Raw genomic sequence first — 13,288 nt, 5'->3', positions numbered from 1 at the left:
GAGTCTTCAGCCCTCTCAACAATTAGCCCTCTCAACAAAAGGTGAACCATGAATCTGCCAAACCGTATGAACTACATCGAGATCACCGAACCCGGTGGCCCCGAAGTATTAAAGATAATGCAGGCCGATGTGCCGACGCCCGGTGATCACGAGCTGCTGATCCGGGTTCACGCCGCCGGCATCAATCGTCCTGATGTCATACAGCGTTCGGGCAAATACCCGATGAAACCCGGCATGACCCCTGTGCCCGGGTTGGAAGTGGCCGGTGAGGTCGTTGGGGTTGGCGCAAAGGTGGCCAACTTCAAGCTGGGCGACAAGGTATGTGCGCTGACCAATGGCGGTGGTTACGCCGAATACTGCGTTGTGGCGGCCACCCAATCATTACCGGTCCCCGACGGCGTGGACATGATTCAGGCCGCGGCCATTCCGGAAACATTCTTTACCGTGTGGGCCAACCTTTTCGAGCTGGGCCGTGCCCAAAAGGGCTGCACCGTATTGATCCATGGCGGCACCAGCGGCATCGGCACGACCGCGCTGATGCTGTGCAAGGCCTTGGGGATCAAGGCTTTTGCAACGGCCGGCAGCCAGGAAAAGTGCGACCGGATCCGCGAACTGGGTGGCGAAGCGATCAATTACCGCGAGGTGAACTTCGCTCAAGAGATCGCCCGGCAAACCCACGAGAAGGGCGTGGACGTCATTCTCGACATCATGGGCGGGAGCTATTTCGAGAGCAACGTAGCGTCACTCGCACGACGCGGTCGACTGGTCATTATCGGCTTTCTGGGCGGCAGCTCCGTCAAAGACTTCAATCTGCTGGCGTTGATGGAAAAGCAAGGCTCGGTGACAGGGTCGATGATGCGTTCGCGCAGCGCGGAGGAAAAAGCCGAGATTGCTCGCGCCGTACTCGCCAATGTCTGGCCGCTGCTCAGTCAAGGCGAATGCCTGCCGATCATTGACCGTGTTTTCCCTCTCGCCGACGCAGCACAAGCGCATCAGCGAATGGAGCAGGGCGACCATATCGGCAAAATCGTGCTGAAGGTGGTGTGAACGGGAATCGCCCGGTGCGTGTCATTAACTGCCGCCGGGCGTTGTTCTTTTTTTGTTTGAGGTGTTCGTGGTTGTGTGGGGGCGAGCGGCTGCCTTGGGTCGAAAGCAGCCTTCCGCCATTGACCGCTACCGACCCGAAGCTACCCTTCAAGGAAGGGCAGTAGCCGCCTTTAATCTGAGCACCTCTAACATTTCGGTCAATACTGCACGGGGCCAAAGTGTCCTCTATATCCGACCTGAGTGAGTACCAAACGATTAATGCATTGGATGCTTACCAGGTCGTTCTCCAGCGGACGTCCAAACAAGGCAAAATTTTTGATTGTGTATGCCTCTGCGTATTTTTCCCGATCAGGGTGACAGCGCCGCAGCGACATGCCATAGGCGGTTTCAAAAGGATGGCCGCCAGTGCGAATCAAACTAAAGAACGACGGGTAAATTATGCCGTCGAAGCCCGCTTCTTTGGCTGCTAATGCGATTGCTCTGGAAAACTCGTAGGAGTGGGAACGTGCCAGGAAGAGCATATGGATAGCCATATCCAAGCTTTCGAACTCCGTCACATCTTCTTCGAGTAGGTGAGTAAGATCCAAAAGCCGTAAGTTCCGCTTGGGCTCCAGGGTAGCAACGTAGATGTCGTCATCTGTCGATGCTCGACATTCATGGATGCAAACGTCGATGTCCTGCGATCCGTACATGATAGGAAAGCCTGGCGAATCGAGTCGCCCCTTTCCAGCGAGTGCAATAGGTGGGCTGTCGTACTCTATCGGATCACCTGGACGTTGTGGGCAGATTCGTAGGCGATAAAATTTCTGCCCCATTTGAAGTGTCTTTTCTGGGTATTCCTTCATTACGCGCTTGATGATTTTCGACCGCTTCGATTCGTCCTGAAGATCCTTGAGTGGCTCGACTTCGCCAACCATCCAAAGGCGTGGGCCGTAGTAGAAGAAGCCAATCTGACCAGCCTCCTCAAGAAGCCTGATGTCATCTTTGAGCCAGATCGAGGGCGATATATCGCTCCTCCCAAAGTGATGCTCGTTGCACTGAATAACAGGCGCTGCACCGTAGTCGCAACGGACGGTAGTACCACCCACAAAAAAACGCCATGCAAGAGCCTCAATAAGCTCCTTCGTCAGCTTTCGGCCTTCTTGGCTGTGGCAGTTCGGACATTTCACATGCTCCTCGGTGCCGAGCTTGAATGCATCTATCCGCAGTCCTTCATCCGTGAAGCATTCAGAACAAAGGAGGGTTTGATTCGACTTCGCAGTTTCTTCTGCCATAGTCCTACCGTAGAAAATTTATGGGGGGAAACTCAAACTTTAGACCAAGCGGATCGCTCGGGTTTTGGGCTTAATTGAGCCCGGCTGCTAGGGTCCGAATTTGGTCGAAAGCAGCCTTATTACCCGTTCACGCTGGATCGAAAACTGTCAGTTCACCCATTAGCCGCTTCATTGCAAACACTCGCTATCAGTTGGAAAGTGAGACTGCCGACAGTGTTGGCATCTTACATATTTAACTCTCGAACTCTAGACATCCACCTATCCTGCTAAGCAGGCTAGGTGGATGTCTAGAGTTAGATGATCGAAGCTCCCCGTTATTCGAGACCGTCGGCTAAATTATCATGAGAAGGGCTCACCCCAATGTCCATCAAGTCATCGTATACAATCCACTCTATGGGGAAGAACTCTTGTGGATCCGAGTTAAAGTGCCCAACAATAATTCCGGTGGAAGCATGTGAGGAAATCGAATAGTGTTTCCTCATCAATCCGATTGTCTCCTCGACATCTAGCTCATCCAAGCACGCGTAAACAATAATCACCGCGTCAAGTTTGTTTTTAGTTAACTGATAACTGGCCTGAGACTGAAGCAGTGGAAGCCGACGGAGTATTTGTGCTGCCAATCTCTTGCCTGGTAGCGGTTCGACAATGATGCCCACTGTCTTGTCGTTTTTGTAGACAACAAAGTCTGGTTCTCTATAGCCGCTCAAAACTTCATAAGTGTAAATAGAGGCAACCCAATTCTGAACTGCAGCTTTTGCACTAGCATGAACTTCATCCATGCCAACCCTAGAAGGCATGACCGCATTGTCTGATATATCCCTAACTTCCGTAAGGGTTTCGTCTGAGACGCTGGCCTTCAGCATTTGCTTAGCATGAGACAGGAACTGCTCTGGGGAATACATCAAGAAGTGCCGAACGCCTCCTAAGGAGATAGCCTCATTAATAAGCTCCGGTCGCGGACCGAGGATTTTATTTGAATCTCCCTTCAGCCACCAATCCTCTTTTCGATCATCAGTAACGTATATCAGCCAGTTGCTTGATTCGGATTTAGCCTGTTCCAGCATTTGTCTCCATACTAAATAATCACCATATTTTCTTTTGTAAATTATACCGTTATGGAGGTATTCATCGGGCTGTGCTTTATCCTTTTCCTTATCCCTGTATCCCGGAGGAATCTTCAAATCATAGCGAGCTTGCGCCAACTTATAGAGACCATCTACATCTTTCTGCTCCGCGGGACTGGCCCCGACACGCCCTTCGAATAGCTGCTCTATTGCGTCCTTAATAAAATCTACAGAAGTAGGTGGTTGGTTTGCCTCCTCCAGCACCTTAAGCTCCTCAAGAAATCCGGTAATTGCATCATTTACTTTACTTTGGAGATCTTCTGTTCTGATCGACGAATGGCGCTTTCTAAGATTAAGATTCGCAATCCTGTTGTGCAGGTCGTCAACTGAAGTAATGACAACCTCGCGGACCTGTCGGTATTTTTGATGTTGCTCAGATATTACCCCAGAGCGGTTTCTGTAAAACTCGAGGGCTACATGATGAGGAATCCATATCCGCTTAGACAATGATTTAAGGACGGTAATTAATTCATCACGTGTCGCCGCTTGATATCTGTAGAGGTTTAACAACACATTGGTGTCAAAAACCAAAAGCCCACGCTTCCAGGCGTCTTGATATTCTTTTTCTGTTAGCGCTTTGAATTCAGGAAATAAAGACTTCATCGTTCCATCCTTGTTTTGTGGCCAATCATATCAAAACCCAGGACAGCGATCGACAACACCTGCGCTCCGCTGTTGGCACCCAACTGACCAAATCGGGCTAAGCTGACGCATTCGAGGGCTAACCAGTCGTTCCATTGCAGGTCCCTAATACCTTTCGCCCGTCTATCGAGAATGCTACGGCACTTGGTTTCGGGTCGAGAATTCCGCAGAAGGAATCCGAGCGAGAGTTCATATTAAGATCAATAAGGTTATGGCCTGTGAGCCGCTGCAATTGAACCAATACAGACCGAGACCAGGGTGCCCTAAGGATCAAAAACTGCGCTCTTCAAATGGCAGCTCCTGGCCGATAGCGGCCGGTTGTCACCGGCGGCTTCGACCAAAAGCGGCCCTTAGCCTTATCGTATGCGTCCGGCAAAGTCATCTACCCAGCCCGGCAAAGCAAAGACATGGTGTGCACTTAAATTTTAAGTGGGCACCAGTTCTAGCCTTTTAAGCGGGTATTTCATGCAGCAGACGCGCCGTTCGTATTCCAAATCCTTCAAGGCCCAGGTCATTAAAGAGTGTGTCCAACCCGGCGCTTCGATTGCCAGCGTTGCCCTCAGCCATAGCCTTAACGCGAACCTTGTCCACAAATGGATTCGGGTGCAAGCACAGAAAAGCACGGCGCTCCAGCCTGCATTCATCCCGTTGCCTGTGCACGAAACAGGCCACGGATCCTCACCGAATATCAGCATTGAGATTCTGCACCCGCGCGGTACCGTCAAAGTGAACTGGCCAACCGATAATGCTGCCGCCTGCACCGCATTCCTTCGAGAGCTTTTGCGATGATCCGCATCGACGCCATCTGGCTTGCCACCGAGCCCATGGACATGCGCGCCTGAACTGAAACGGCTCTGGCCAGAGTGATCGCGGTGTTCGGTGCGGCGAAGCCGCACTGCGCCTATCTGTTTGCCAATCGCCGCGCGACTCGGGTCAAAGTGCTGGTACACGATGGGATTGGTGTCTGGCTGGCGGCACGTCGCTTGAACCAAGGTAAATTTCATTGGCCAGGTGTTCGGCAAGGCAGTGAATTGCAGTTGGATGTAGAGCAACTTCAGGCCTTGGTGCTTGGCCTGCCTTGGCAACGGGTTGGCGCTGGCGGTGCAACCACGGTGCTTTAGAAACTGTAATTAGCATCTTGGTTTGCTGTCGCAGACGGTCTGCTTGGTAAAATCCAAGGCATGACTTCCTCACCCAATCTCGATCAAATGACTCCCGACCAACTGCGTGCATTCGCTACGCAATTGCTGTCGCAAGTCGAGACCATGGGCAAGAAGATCAACCGCGATCAAACGGTGATCGAGAAGCTGACCCTCGAGATCGCACAGCTCAAGCGTTTGAAGTTTGCCAAGCGCAGTGAGCAGATGAGTCCTGATCAGGCCAGCCGGCTTGATGACCTGATCGATACTGATATCGCGGCGATTGAGGCCGAGCTTCAGGCGTTGCAAATAGCACCAGCGGCGACCGAGGAAAAGCAAAAGCCCAAGCGCACGACATTGCCGGCAGAATTTCCGCAAACGTTGATCCATCACGAACCAGACAACACTCACTGCCCATGCGGGTGCGCACTGAAACGCATAGGTGAAGATGTCAGTGAAAAGCTGGACTACACACCGGGCGAGTTTACCGTTGAGCGCCATGTTCGTGGCAAGTGGGTTTGCGATGACTGCGAAACGCTGATCCAGGCACCTGTGCCGCCGCAGGTCATCGACAAGGGCATCCCGACTGCCGGGTTACTTGCTCACGTCATGATTGCGAAGTTTGCTGACCATCTTCCGCTTTACCGTCAGGAATCGATTTTTGGTCGTGCCGGCTTGGCGATTCCACGCTCCACGTTGGCTCAGTGGGTTGGCATGACAGGCGTGCAGTTACAGCCCTTGGTCGATGCCTTGCGTGACGTAGTGATCGGGCAACAGGTCATGCACGCGGATGAAACACCCGTGCAGATGCTCGCTCCGGGCACCAAGAAAACCCACCACTCGTATGTTTGGGCTTATGCCACCAGCCAGTTCTGCGACACAGCCGCTGTCGTCTACGACTTCAGCCCCAGCCGCGCTGGCGAGCATGCTCGTAACTTCCTTCAAGGCTGGAAAGGCAAGTTGGTCTGCGATGATTTTGGCGGCTACAAGGCCAGCTTCGAACTCGTCGTGACCGAGATCGGCTGCATGGCCCATGCCCGGCGCAAGTTCTTTGAGTTGCATGCAACCAACAAGCGCCAGATCGCCGAGCAGGCCCTGCACTACATCCAGCTGTTGTACGAATTCGAGAGCGAAGTGCGTAACCTGGAGCCGGATTTACGGCGCCGAATACAGAAAAAGCCGGGCCGGTGATGGATAGGCTGCATGCCTGGATGATCGCGCAGCGTGATCTTGTGCCCGAAGGTTCGGCTATCAGCAGAGCACTCAATTACAGCCTCAAACGCTGGGCAGCGCTGTCGCGCTACCTCAATGACGGGGCTGTACCCATTGACAACAACTGGGCGGAGAACCAGATCCGGCCGTGGGCTCTTGGACGCAAAAACTGGCTCTTCGCCGGGTCGCTACGCAGCGGAAAACGGGCGGCGGCGATCATGAGCTTGATCCAGTCAGCGCGGCTGAATGGTCATGATCCGTACACTTATCTAAAGGATGTTCTCACGCGCCTGCCGACGCAGCGGGCAAGTGAAATCGATCAGTTGCTGCCACATAGGTGGCAACCGGATTAATTACGAAAGACAGGATGCCCGGGCGGACACCTGTGTAGAAAAGTTGTCTTTCGGGAAATCTTAAAAAGCGATGATGTATTGTCAGTCGCTAGGACTAGATCGATTCCAAAGGGATGAAAATGACATTACCTGTCGAAAGGTTGGTCAGGATAGCAATGGCCAATCCAATAAACGCTGAAATCACCTCACGCTTACCTTCACTCGGTTTGAATCAATGCATGCTCACTGCGGGATGCCTGTTCCAAGCCGTCTGGAATCATCAGTCGCACCTGCCGTCGGATTGGGGTGTGAAGGATTACGACGTTTTTTACTTCGATAGTGATCTGTCTTGGGAGGCTGAAAATGAGGTCATCAACTCAGCTCAGTCTCTCTTCCAAGACCTTGAAGTTAACGTTGAGATCAAGAATCAGGCCCGCGTCCACCTTTGGTACAGTCAGCGGTTTGGCAGGTCTTATTCTCAGCTTCAGTCGGCAAAAGATGGTATTGATCGTTACCTGATTGCCGGTACGTGTATTGGGCTAGACCCTGAAACGGGTGAAGTCTATGCGCCATATGGCCTGACCGACGTAGAGCAAGGCGTTCTTCGTATCAATCCGAAAAATCCTCAGCCAGACTTGTTCGACCAGAAGGCCAAAAGTTACCAAGCTCGTTGGCCTTGGCTCAGGATCATAGAACCTCACATTTCATGAACCCTGCGGATCATTACGGTATGCCTAACCCTTCTTCCAACACCGATTTCATGCGTCTTGCGCTCGCTCAGGGGCGATTAGCCTTACCTGAGTGCCTTCCGAACCCGCCGGTAGGTTGCGTGCTGGTAAAGGATAATTTGGTGATCAGCCAAGGCTACACACAGCCACCTGGGCTATATCACGCGGAAGCAATGGCGTTGAGCCAATTACCTAGTGATTGCTCTGGGGTTACCGCGTTTGTCACGCTTGAGCCATGCTCCTTTCATGGTCGAACGCCGTCATGTGCGCTGGCACTGTTAAACAGCGGTGTCGAGAAAGTGTTTGTTGGGCTGCTTGATCCCGATCCGAGAAACTCGGGAGCGGGCATAAAAATGCTGCGAGATGCGGGCATTACTGTTGTTGTCGGGCTCTTGGCCGAGGAAGCCATTAAGGACTTGGGTGGTTTTTTCGTAAACAAACCAGGTGAATCAGTGGATCGCAACGATGAGTAGATCGTCTTAGCTCATCGACATCGCAGCACAAGGTGGAATGCCGGACGGTTACGCCTTATCGAAGCGCTGAACCCAAAGACAACCCCCCCACGGAATCAGCAGCACACGCTTACCCCACCAGAACTTCCCACAGACCAAAGCAGTCACATCGCTAGTCCCGACGAGTGATGCGTATGAGCCTCTTAGAGCAGGAAATGCAGGACCGTGAACACCCCGTGGCAGAGGACATTGCGCTGCAGCGCAAAGTCTGGAAGTTCCAGAGGGTTGGCTGGTATGTGCTGACAGCGGTGGTCATCCTGACATTGCTTGGTTTGTTTTCCAGAGGCCCGCTCAGCACGCTCGAGTCGGTGAGTGAGCAGGGTGACCTGACGGTGCAGTACGAGCGTTTCCACCGAGCGGGTGGGACCAATCCAATGATCGTTCAGGCCACGGGGCAGCCGGGCAAAGAGGTCACACTGTCGATCAGCAAGCCTATGCTGGATGGCTTCAGCATCGAGTCTCTCCAGCCGCAGCCGGTCAGCTCGGTGGGCAGTCCCCAGGGTTTGAGCCTTACGTTTCCCACCGACAAGAGCGGGCACGTCACGCTCTTCATCTCATGGCGCAGCGACGGCATCGGGCTTTTCAAAAGTCAGATCAGTGTCGTGGGCGGCGGCCACATTCCAGTCACTCAGTTCATTTACCCATAGGTGCTCAATGGATGCCGTACTACGCGCGGGCGCGATTTATCTGGCACTGATGGTGCTCTTCAAGATTTCTGGCCGACGATCATTGGGGGAGCTAACGTCGTTTGATTTCGTGCTGCTGATGGTCATTGGCGAAGCCACCCAGCAAGCGCTGCTGGGCGATGACTTCTCCGTGACCAATGCGATTTTGGTCATCGTGACCTTAATGGTGATCGACATCGGGCTTTCCCTCGTCAAGCGGCGGTCCAAACGCTTGGCCAAGCTGATCGATGGGGGGCCGACGATCATCGTTGAAAACGGCGCTTTCCTGCGACATCGCATGCACGAGGCCCGTATTCAGGAAGACGACATCTTGGAGGCCGCACGAATAGAGCAGGGTTTCGAGCGGGTGGAGCAGATCAAGTACGCGATCCTTGAGCGGAACGGCACGATCTCGATCATTCCTGCCTGACTCTCTGCCCCGTTACGGCGCTGATAAGAAGCGCTATCCAGCATCGCGAACGGCTTGGTCAGGCGGGGCATGCCAAAGCCAGGAAAACAGATCTGACCATGGTTCCCTCCGCGTGGCTCGTTAGACACACACCTCGTAAGCAGATCCTCTATTACTGAGGAATTTCAGCGGGTTGACGGCCATTTATTCAGCCAGACAGATAAAGTTTCTGGCGCTCAAGACGATAAGAATGGCAAGGTGCCATGGAGGAGGCCCGTCACGCATTTCGAGCTTGTACAACATGCCCAATTTTTTCCTTCTTCGCCGCGATCGTCGCGCCCTGAAGCAATTGCTGACGTCGATCATGAGCGGCGAACATCCTGAGGTCGCCCAGTGCAAAGAAGGTCCAGCAGTGCTGGATGCCTGGCGCCTGATCCAGTCCTCCAATGATCAATACCAATCCCGCGTAGCCCAACTCGAAAAGGAGCTTGAGGATGCCCGCGAGTTGCTTCGCGAATCAGCAGCCTCCGCGTCAGCTCACGAGATCAGATTCGATTTGGTCAATCGCGCGTCCAGTGAAGGTCTTTGGGACATGGAGGTCGTGGCCGGCGACCCGGTCAACCCCGGAAATCGCTTTTGGTGGTCGCAGCAATTCCGCAGCCTGCTGGGCTTCAAGGACGAAAGAGACTTTCCAAATGTGCTCGCCAGTTGGGCCGATCGGCTCCATCCGCAGGACAAGCAGGCAACACTCGACGCCTTCGCTCGCCATCTCAACGACAAGTCCGGAATGACCCCATACAAAGTCAATAACCGGCTCGCCATGAAAGACGGTTCATATCGCTGGTTCCACGCACAGGGTGAGACACTCCGCGACGAGCGAGGCACGCCCATCCGGGTCGCTGGCTCGCTCCGGGATATCCATGACCAGCTGGAGCGGGATCAGGAGCACGACGTCATCATCACCAGATTCGAGCTGGCTCGGGAAATGCTCTCGGATGGGCTTTGGGATATGGAGGTCATTGCCGGAGACCCTGTAAACCCCAAAAACCCGTTCTGGTGGTCACCTCAGTTTCGTCGGCTGCTGGGTTTCGAAACGGTTGAGGAGTTTCCAGATGTGTTGGACAGCTGGGCATCCAGGTTACACCCGGATGATAAGGACAGAAGCCTCAGCGCTTTCGGGGCTCATCTGAATGATAGATCAGGCAAGACACCCTTTGATATCGAGTACCGGCTGAGGATGAAAAGCGGCGAATATCGGTGGTTCCGTGCGCGAGGCCAGACCAGGCGTGACCCCGCCGGCCTGCCGCTGCGAGTAGTCGGTGCGCTTGTGGACGTCAACTTGCAACACGAGCAGGACGTGCTGAGGGAAACAGAGGTCAAGCATCAGCAGACGCTTGAGCACAATATCGCGCAATTGTCCCAGATCGTGGGGACGATCCAGAGCATCGCGAGCCAGACCAATCTTTTGGCCCTGAATGCGGCCATTGAGGCTGCACGTGCGGGTGAGGCGGGTCGTGGCTTCGCAGTGGTTGCCGACGAGGTTCGCAAGTTGGCGACGCGTACCACTGAAGCGACTGAACAGGCAGCCGGCATGATTGCCCGCTAGACCTTACTTTCTTCGAACCCCTGGTTCCTTGAACCGGGTTGAGGTCTGAAAAGAAGTGGTTCGGAAAAGACTCTCCAACGTAACCGCCATGGGGTCGGCAGCATCACTCTCGGTTAATCGCCAGAGCTAATGCGCGCCGACAAATGGTGCCGATATCCAGGGAGTGCCAAGGTTTGGGGATGAAAAGAGGAGCATATCCAGACTCCAGGATTTGTTGCCCTCGTCCTCCCGAGGACAAGATCACCGGGATGCGGGGCCATTGAGCTTGCACCCGGTTTGCCAAGCCAATACCGCTCAGCCCACCCGGCATATGGATGTCGGACAGGATGAGATCCGCCCCTCCCGAGGTCTTGCACAACCAGTCCCAAGCGTCGTCGCCTGTCTCTGCTGTGACGACCTCGAAGCCTTCCGTCTCTAAAATTTCATGGATCAAACTGCGAATGAGCCAGTCATCTTCCACCACTAAAACGGTTGATAACACTGTCATTTGCCCATCCTGGTTTGTTGTGCGTTTTGGACTGGGCCGCTGTCTGCGGGTTCCCATTTCCGTTACATCCGTAGCTCAAGTCTCTCTGCACGGTTATACCGCCCTGACGGAGTGGCCTGCAGTTCTATGCAAAGCCTGAATCGCCCCTGATTATCCAGATGGCTACCCACAAGACCGGGGAAGCGTGCCGAACTAGCCGCTACAATCCCCCGTCACCGCCAATCCGGAGCCTGCGCCTTTGATGTCGTTGTTCAATCGTTTGACTGCATTTTCAACCCAGAGCGGCAGGGCGGTCGGCCTTGTTTGGGCGACTTCCCGCCCCTTGTTCGCCGGCTTGATCGTGGCGACGCTGATCGCCGGCATTTTGCCCGCGCTGGCTGCCTGGATCGGCCAGCGGATCGTCGATGCGGTGGTTCAGGCGATGCAGATCCACGCCAATGGCAGCCAGGCGCCGGTGTGGCCTGTCCTGCGTTACGTGTTGGCCGAGGCGGGCGTATTGGCGTTGCTGGCCGCGGCGCAACGGGCGCTTTCAATGCAACAGGCGCTGCTGCGGGTGCAGTTGGGGCAGAAGGTCAATCTGATGATCCTGGAAAAGGCCCAGACCCTTTCGCTGCTGCAGTTCGAGGACTCGACCTTTTACGACAAATTGGTGCGCGTGCGCCGCGATGCATCGACCCGGCCATTGGGCCTCGTCACCAAAGGCCTGGGGCTGACGCAAAACCTGATCTCGCTGGTCAGCTTTGCGGTGCTGCTGGTGCATTTTTCCCCTTGGGCGCTGCTGATCCTGGTGCTCGGTGCGCTGCCGGTGTTCTTCGCCGAGACGCATTTCTCCGGTAATGCCTTCCGCCTGTTTCAGCGTCGCGCCCCGGAAACCCGCCAGCAAAATTACCTGGAGGCCTTGCTGTCCCAGGAGGCGCATACCAAAGAAGTGAAGCTGTTCGGCATGGCGCCGTTGTTGCTGCAACGCTATCGCGACAATTTCACGCGCCTGTACGCCGAAGACCGCCGACTCACCGTGCGACGCGACACTTGGGGCTTTGCCCTCGGGCTATTGGGTACAGCCGCGTTCTACGTGGCCTACGCCTGGGTGGTCATGGACACCGTGCGCGGCCAGACCACACTCGGGCAGATGACGATGTACCTGGTGCTGTTCAAGCAAGGCCAGGTCGCCATCACTGCCAGCCTCAGCGCGATTGCCGGTTTGTACGAGGACGGCCTGTACCTGTCTGACCTCTACGAATACCTTGGGGTGCCGGTCGCACCTGTACGCGGCACGCTGAAGGCCGGTGCACGCCCGGGCGATGGCCTGCGCTGCGAGGGCCTGGGGTTCCGCTACCCGGGTGCTGCGAATCCCACGCTCACCGACATCAGCCTGCACCTGACGCCCGGCATGAGCCTGGCGCTGGTGGGCGAAAACGGCTCGGGTAAAACCACATTGATCAAACTGCTGACCCGACTCTATACGCCCGACCAAGGCAGGATCCTGCTGGACGGCAGCGATTTGCAGGACTGGGACGAACAGGCCTTGCACCAGCGCATCGGGGTGATCTTTCAGGACTACATCCGTTACCAGATGACGGTCGGCGAAAACCTCGGCGTGGGTGACGTCGACGCGTTCGATGACCAGGACCGTTGGCGCGATGCGGCCACCCAAGGAATCGCGGCCGACTTCATCGAACGCTTGAGCAACGGCTATCACACGCAGTTGGGGCGCTGGTTCGCCGGTGGGCAGGAATTGTCCGGTGGGCAATGGCAAAAGCTGGCGCTGTCGCGGGCGTATATGCGCCGTGATGCCGATCTGCTGATTCTGGACGAACCGACGGCCGCCCTCGACGCTGCCGCCGAGGCCGCCGTGTTCGAGCACTTCCGCGAGTACGCGAAGGGGCGCATGACGTTGCTCATTTCTCACCGATTCTCCAGCGTGCGCAACGCCGATCACATCATCGTGCTGGATCAGGGCCGGATTCTGGAACAGGGGACTCACGTGCAACTGATGGCTGGCGGCGGGCGCTATGCGAGCCTGTTCAGCATCCAGGCGCGTGGGTATCGGTAGTCGCCGACCCGCATAGTTCCTGCGGGCGACTGGATGAAGCCGGCCATAGCTGCCGGCT

The 13,288-nt window shown here is 55.1% G+C and carries 11 protein-coding genes and 3 pseudogenes; 11 read left to right on the top strand and 3 right to left on the bottom strand.

What is annotated here, in order from left to right; genetic code table 11:
* The first annotated feature begins 48 nt into the window (after positions 1–48).
* The gene (locus tag AC07VF_RS01080; RefSeq protein ID WP_192172889.1) at positions 49–1,047 is read left to right on the top strand and encodes an NAD(P)H-quinone oxidoreductase; all 999 of its coding nucleotides are present in this window, start codon (positions 49–51) and stop codon (positions 1,045–1,047) included.
* A 197-nt stretch (positions 1,048–1,244) separates the two neighbouring features.
* On the opposite strand, the gene AC07VF_RS01075 is transcribed toward AC07VF_RS01080, so the two are convergent.
* The gene (locus AC07VF_RS01075; RefSeq protein ID WP_495008819.1) at positions 1,245–2,321 is read right to left on the bottom strand and encodes an RES family NAD+ phosphorylase; all 1,077 of its coding nucleotides are present in this window, start codon (positions 2,319–2,321) and stop codon (positions 1,245–1,247) included.
* 314 nt (positions 2,322–2,635) lie between these two features.
* Positions 2,636–4,048 (bottom strand): PIN domain-containing protein, encoded by a 1,413-nt coding sequence (locus tag AC07VF_RS01070; RefSeq protein WP_495008820.1) that lies wholly within the window; start codon positions 4,046–4,048, stop codon positions 2,636–2,638.
* 504 nt (positions 4,049–4,552) lie between these two features.
* Between AC07VF_RS01070 and tnpA the strand changes: the two genes are divergently transcribed.
* The 9 genes and pseudogenes from tnpA to AC07VF_RS01025 all read left to right on the top strand — a co-directional run.
* Entirely contained in the window at positions 4,553–4,876 is a 324-nt protein-coding gene (gene tnpA / locus AC07VF_RS01065) for an IS66-like element accessory protein TnpA (protein WP_197983856.1), read from the top strand.
* A 74-nt stretch (positions 4,877–4,950) separates the two neighbouring features.
* Positions 4,951–5,208 carry an IS66 family insertion sequence element accessory protein TnpB gene (tnpB, locus tag AC07VF_RS01060; RefSeq protein ID WP_495008821.1) on the top strand — a complete coding sequence of 86 codons (258 nt, stop codon included), beginning with the start codon at positions 4,951–4,953 and terminating at the stop codon, positions 5,206–5,208.
* A gap of 60 nt (positions 5,209–5,268) precedes the next feature.
* Positions 5,269–6,791: pseudogene (gene tnpC / locus AC07VF_RS01055) on the top strand (IS66 family transposase).
* A gap of 119 nt (positions 6,792–6,910) precedes the next feature.
* Positions 6,911–7,480: a nucleotidyltransferase family protein gene (locus tag AC07VF_RS01050; RefSeq protein WP_495008822.1), complete on the top strand. Its 570-nt coding sequence runs from the start codon at positions 6,911–6,913 to the stop codon at positions 7,478–7,480.
* 20 nt (positions 7,481–7,500) lie between these two features.
* Positions 7,501–7,971, top strand: a complete 471-nt coding sequence (locus AC07VF_RS01045) for a bifunctional diaminohydroxyphosphoribosylaminopyrimidine deaminase/5-amino-6-(5-phosphoribosylamino)uracil reductase RibD (RefSeq protein ID WP_192172957.1) — start codon at positions 7,501–7,503, stop codon at positions 7,969–7,971.
* A 173-nt stretch (positions 7,972–8,144) separates the two neighbouring features.
* Entirely contained in the window at positions 8,145–8,657 is a 513-nt protein-coding gene (locus tag AC07VF_RS01040) for a hypothetical protein (RefSeq protein WP_192172883.1), read from the top strand.
* Positions 8,658–8,664: 7 nt separating this feature from the next.
* Positions 8,665–9,105: a DUF421 domain-containing protein gene (locus tag AC07VF_RS01035; RefSeq protein ID WP_192172882.1), complete on the top strand. Its 441-nt coding sequence runs from the start codon at positions 8,665–8,667 to the stop codon at positions 9,103–9,105.
* 229 nt (positions 9,106–9,334) lie between these two features.
* Positions 9,335–10,396 (top strand): annotated as a pseudogene (locus AC07VF_RS01030) (PAS domain-containing protein); the annotation flags it as partial.
* A 48-nt stretch (positions 10,397–10,444) separates the two neighbouring features.
* Positions 10,445–10,681: pseudogene (locus AC07VF_RS01025) on the top strand (methyl-accepting chemotaxis protein); the annotation flags it as partial.
* Between the two features lie 112 nt (positions 10,682–10,793).
* Here AC07VF_RS01025 and AC07VF_RS01020 read toward each other — a convergent pair.
* Positions 10,794–11,177 carry a response regulator gene (locus tag AC07VF_RS01020; RefSeq protein WP_192172880.1) on the bottom strand — a complete coding sequence of 128 codons (384 nt, stop codon included), beginning with the start codon at positions 11,175–11,177 and terminating at the stop codon, positions 10,794–10,796.
* 241 nt (positions 11,178–11,418) lie between these two features.
* Between AC07VF_RS01020 and AC07VF_RS01015 the strand changes: the two genes are divergently transcribed.
* Complete coding sequence (locus AC07VF_RS01015; protein WP_495008823.1) at positions 11,419–13,230, top strand: ABC transporter ATP-binding protein; 1,812 nt, start codon at positions 11,419–11,421, stop codon at positions 13,228–13,230.
* Positions 13,231–13,288: the final 58 nt, after the last annotated feature.

It is taken from the genome of Pseudomonas sp. GW821-FHT02H06, from assembly GCF_059421525.1.
The sequence above is the reverse complement of the archived record's forward strand: the minus strand, read 5'-3'. Positions and strand labels throughout refer to the sequence as shown.

Excerpts from the sequence above, each read along its gene's own strand:
- AC07VF_RS01040 (WP_192172883.1), top strand. The coding sequence starts at position 8,145 with ATGAGCCTCTTAGAGCAGGAAATGCAGGACCGTGAACACCCCGTGGCA.
- tnpA (WP_197983856.1), top strand. The coding sequence starts at position 4,553 with ATGCAGCAGACGCGCCGTTCGTATTCCAAATCCTTCAAGGCCCAGGTC.
- AC07VF_RS01020 (WP_192172880.1), bottom strand. The coding sequence starts at position 11,177 with ATGACAGTGTTATCAACCGTTTTAGTGGTGGAAGATGACTGGCTCATT.
- AC07VF_RS01015 (WP_495008823.1), top strand. The coding sequence starts at position 11,419 with ATGTCGTTGTTCAATCGTTTGACTGCATTTTCAACCCAGAGCGGCAGG.
- AC07VF_RS01050 (WP_495008822.1), top strand. The coding sequence starts at position 6,911 with ATGACATTACCTGTCGAAAGGTTGGTCAGGATAGCAATGGCCAATCCA.
- AC07VF_RS01070 (WP_495008820.1), bottom strand. The coding sequence starts at position 4,048 with ATGAAGTCTTTATTTCCTGAATTCAAAGCGCTAACAGAAAAAGAATAT.
- AC07VF_RS01035 (WP_192172882.1), top strand. The coding sequence starts at position 8,665 with ATGGATGCCGTACTACGCGCGGGCGCGATTTATCTGGCACTGATGGTG.
- AC07VF_RS01080 (WP_192172889.1), top strand. The coding sequence starts at position 49 with ATGAATCTGCCAAACCGTATGAACTACATCGAGATCACCGAACCCGGT.
- AC07VF_RS01075 (WP_495008819.1), bottom strand. The coding sequence starts at position 2,321 with ATGGCAGAAGAAACTGCGAAGTCGAATCAAACCCTCCTTTGTTCTGAA.
- AC07VF_RS01045 (WP_192172957.1), top strand. The coding sequence starts at position 7,501 with ATGCCTAACCCTTCTTCCAACACCGATTTCATGCGTCTTGCGCTCGCT.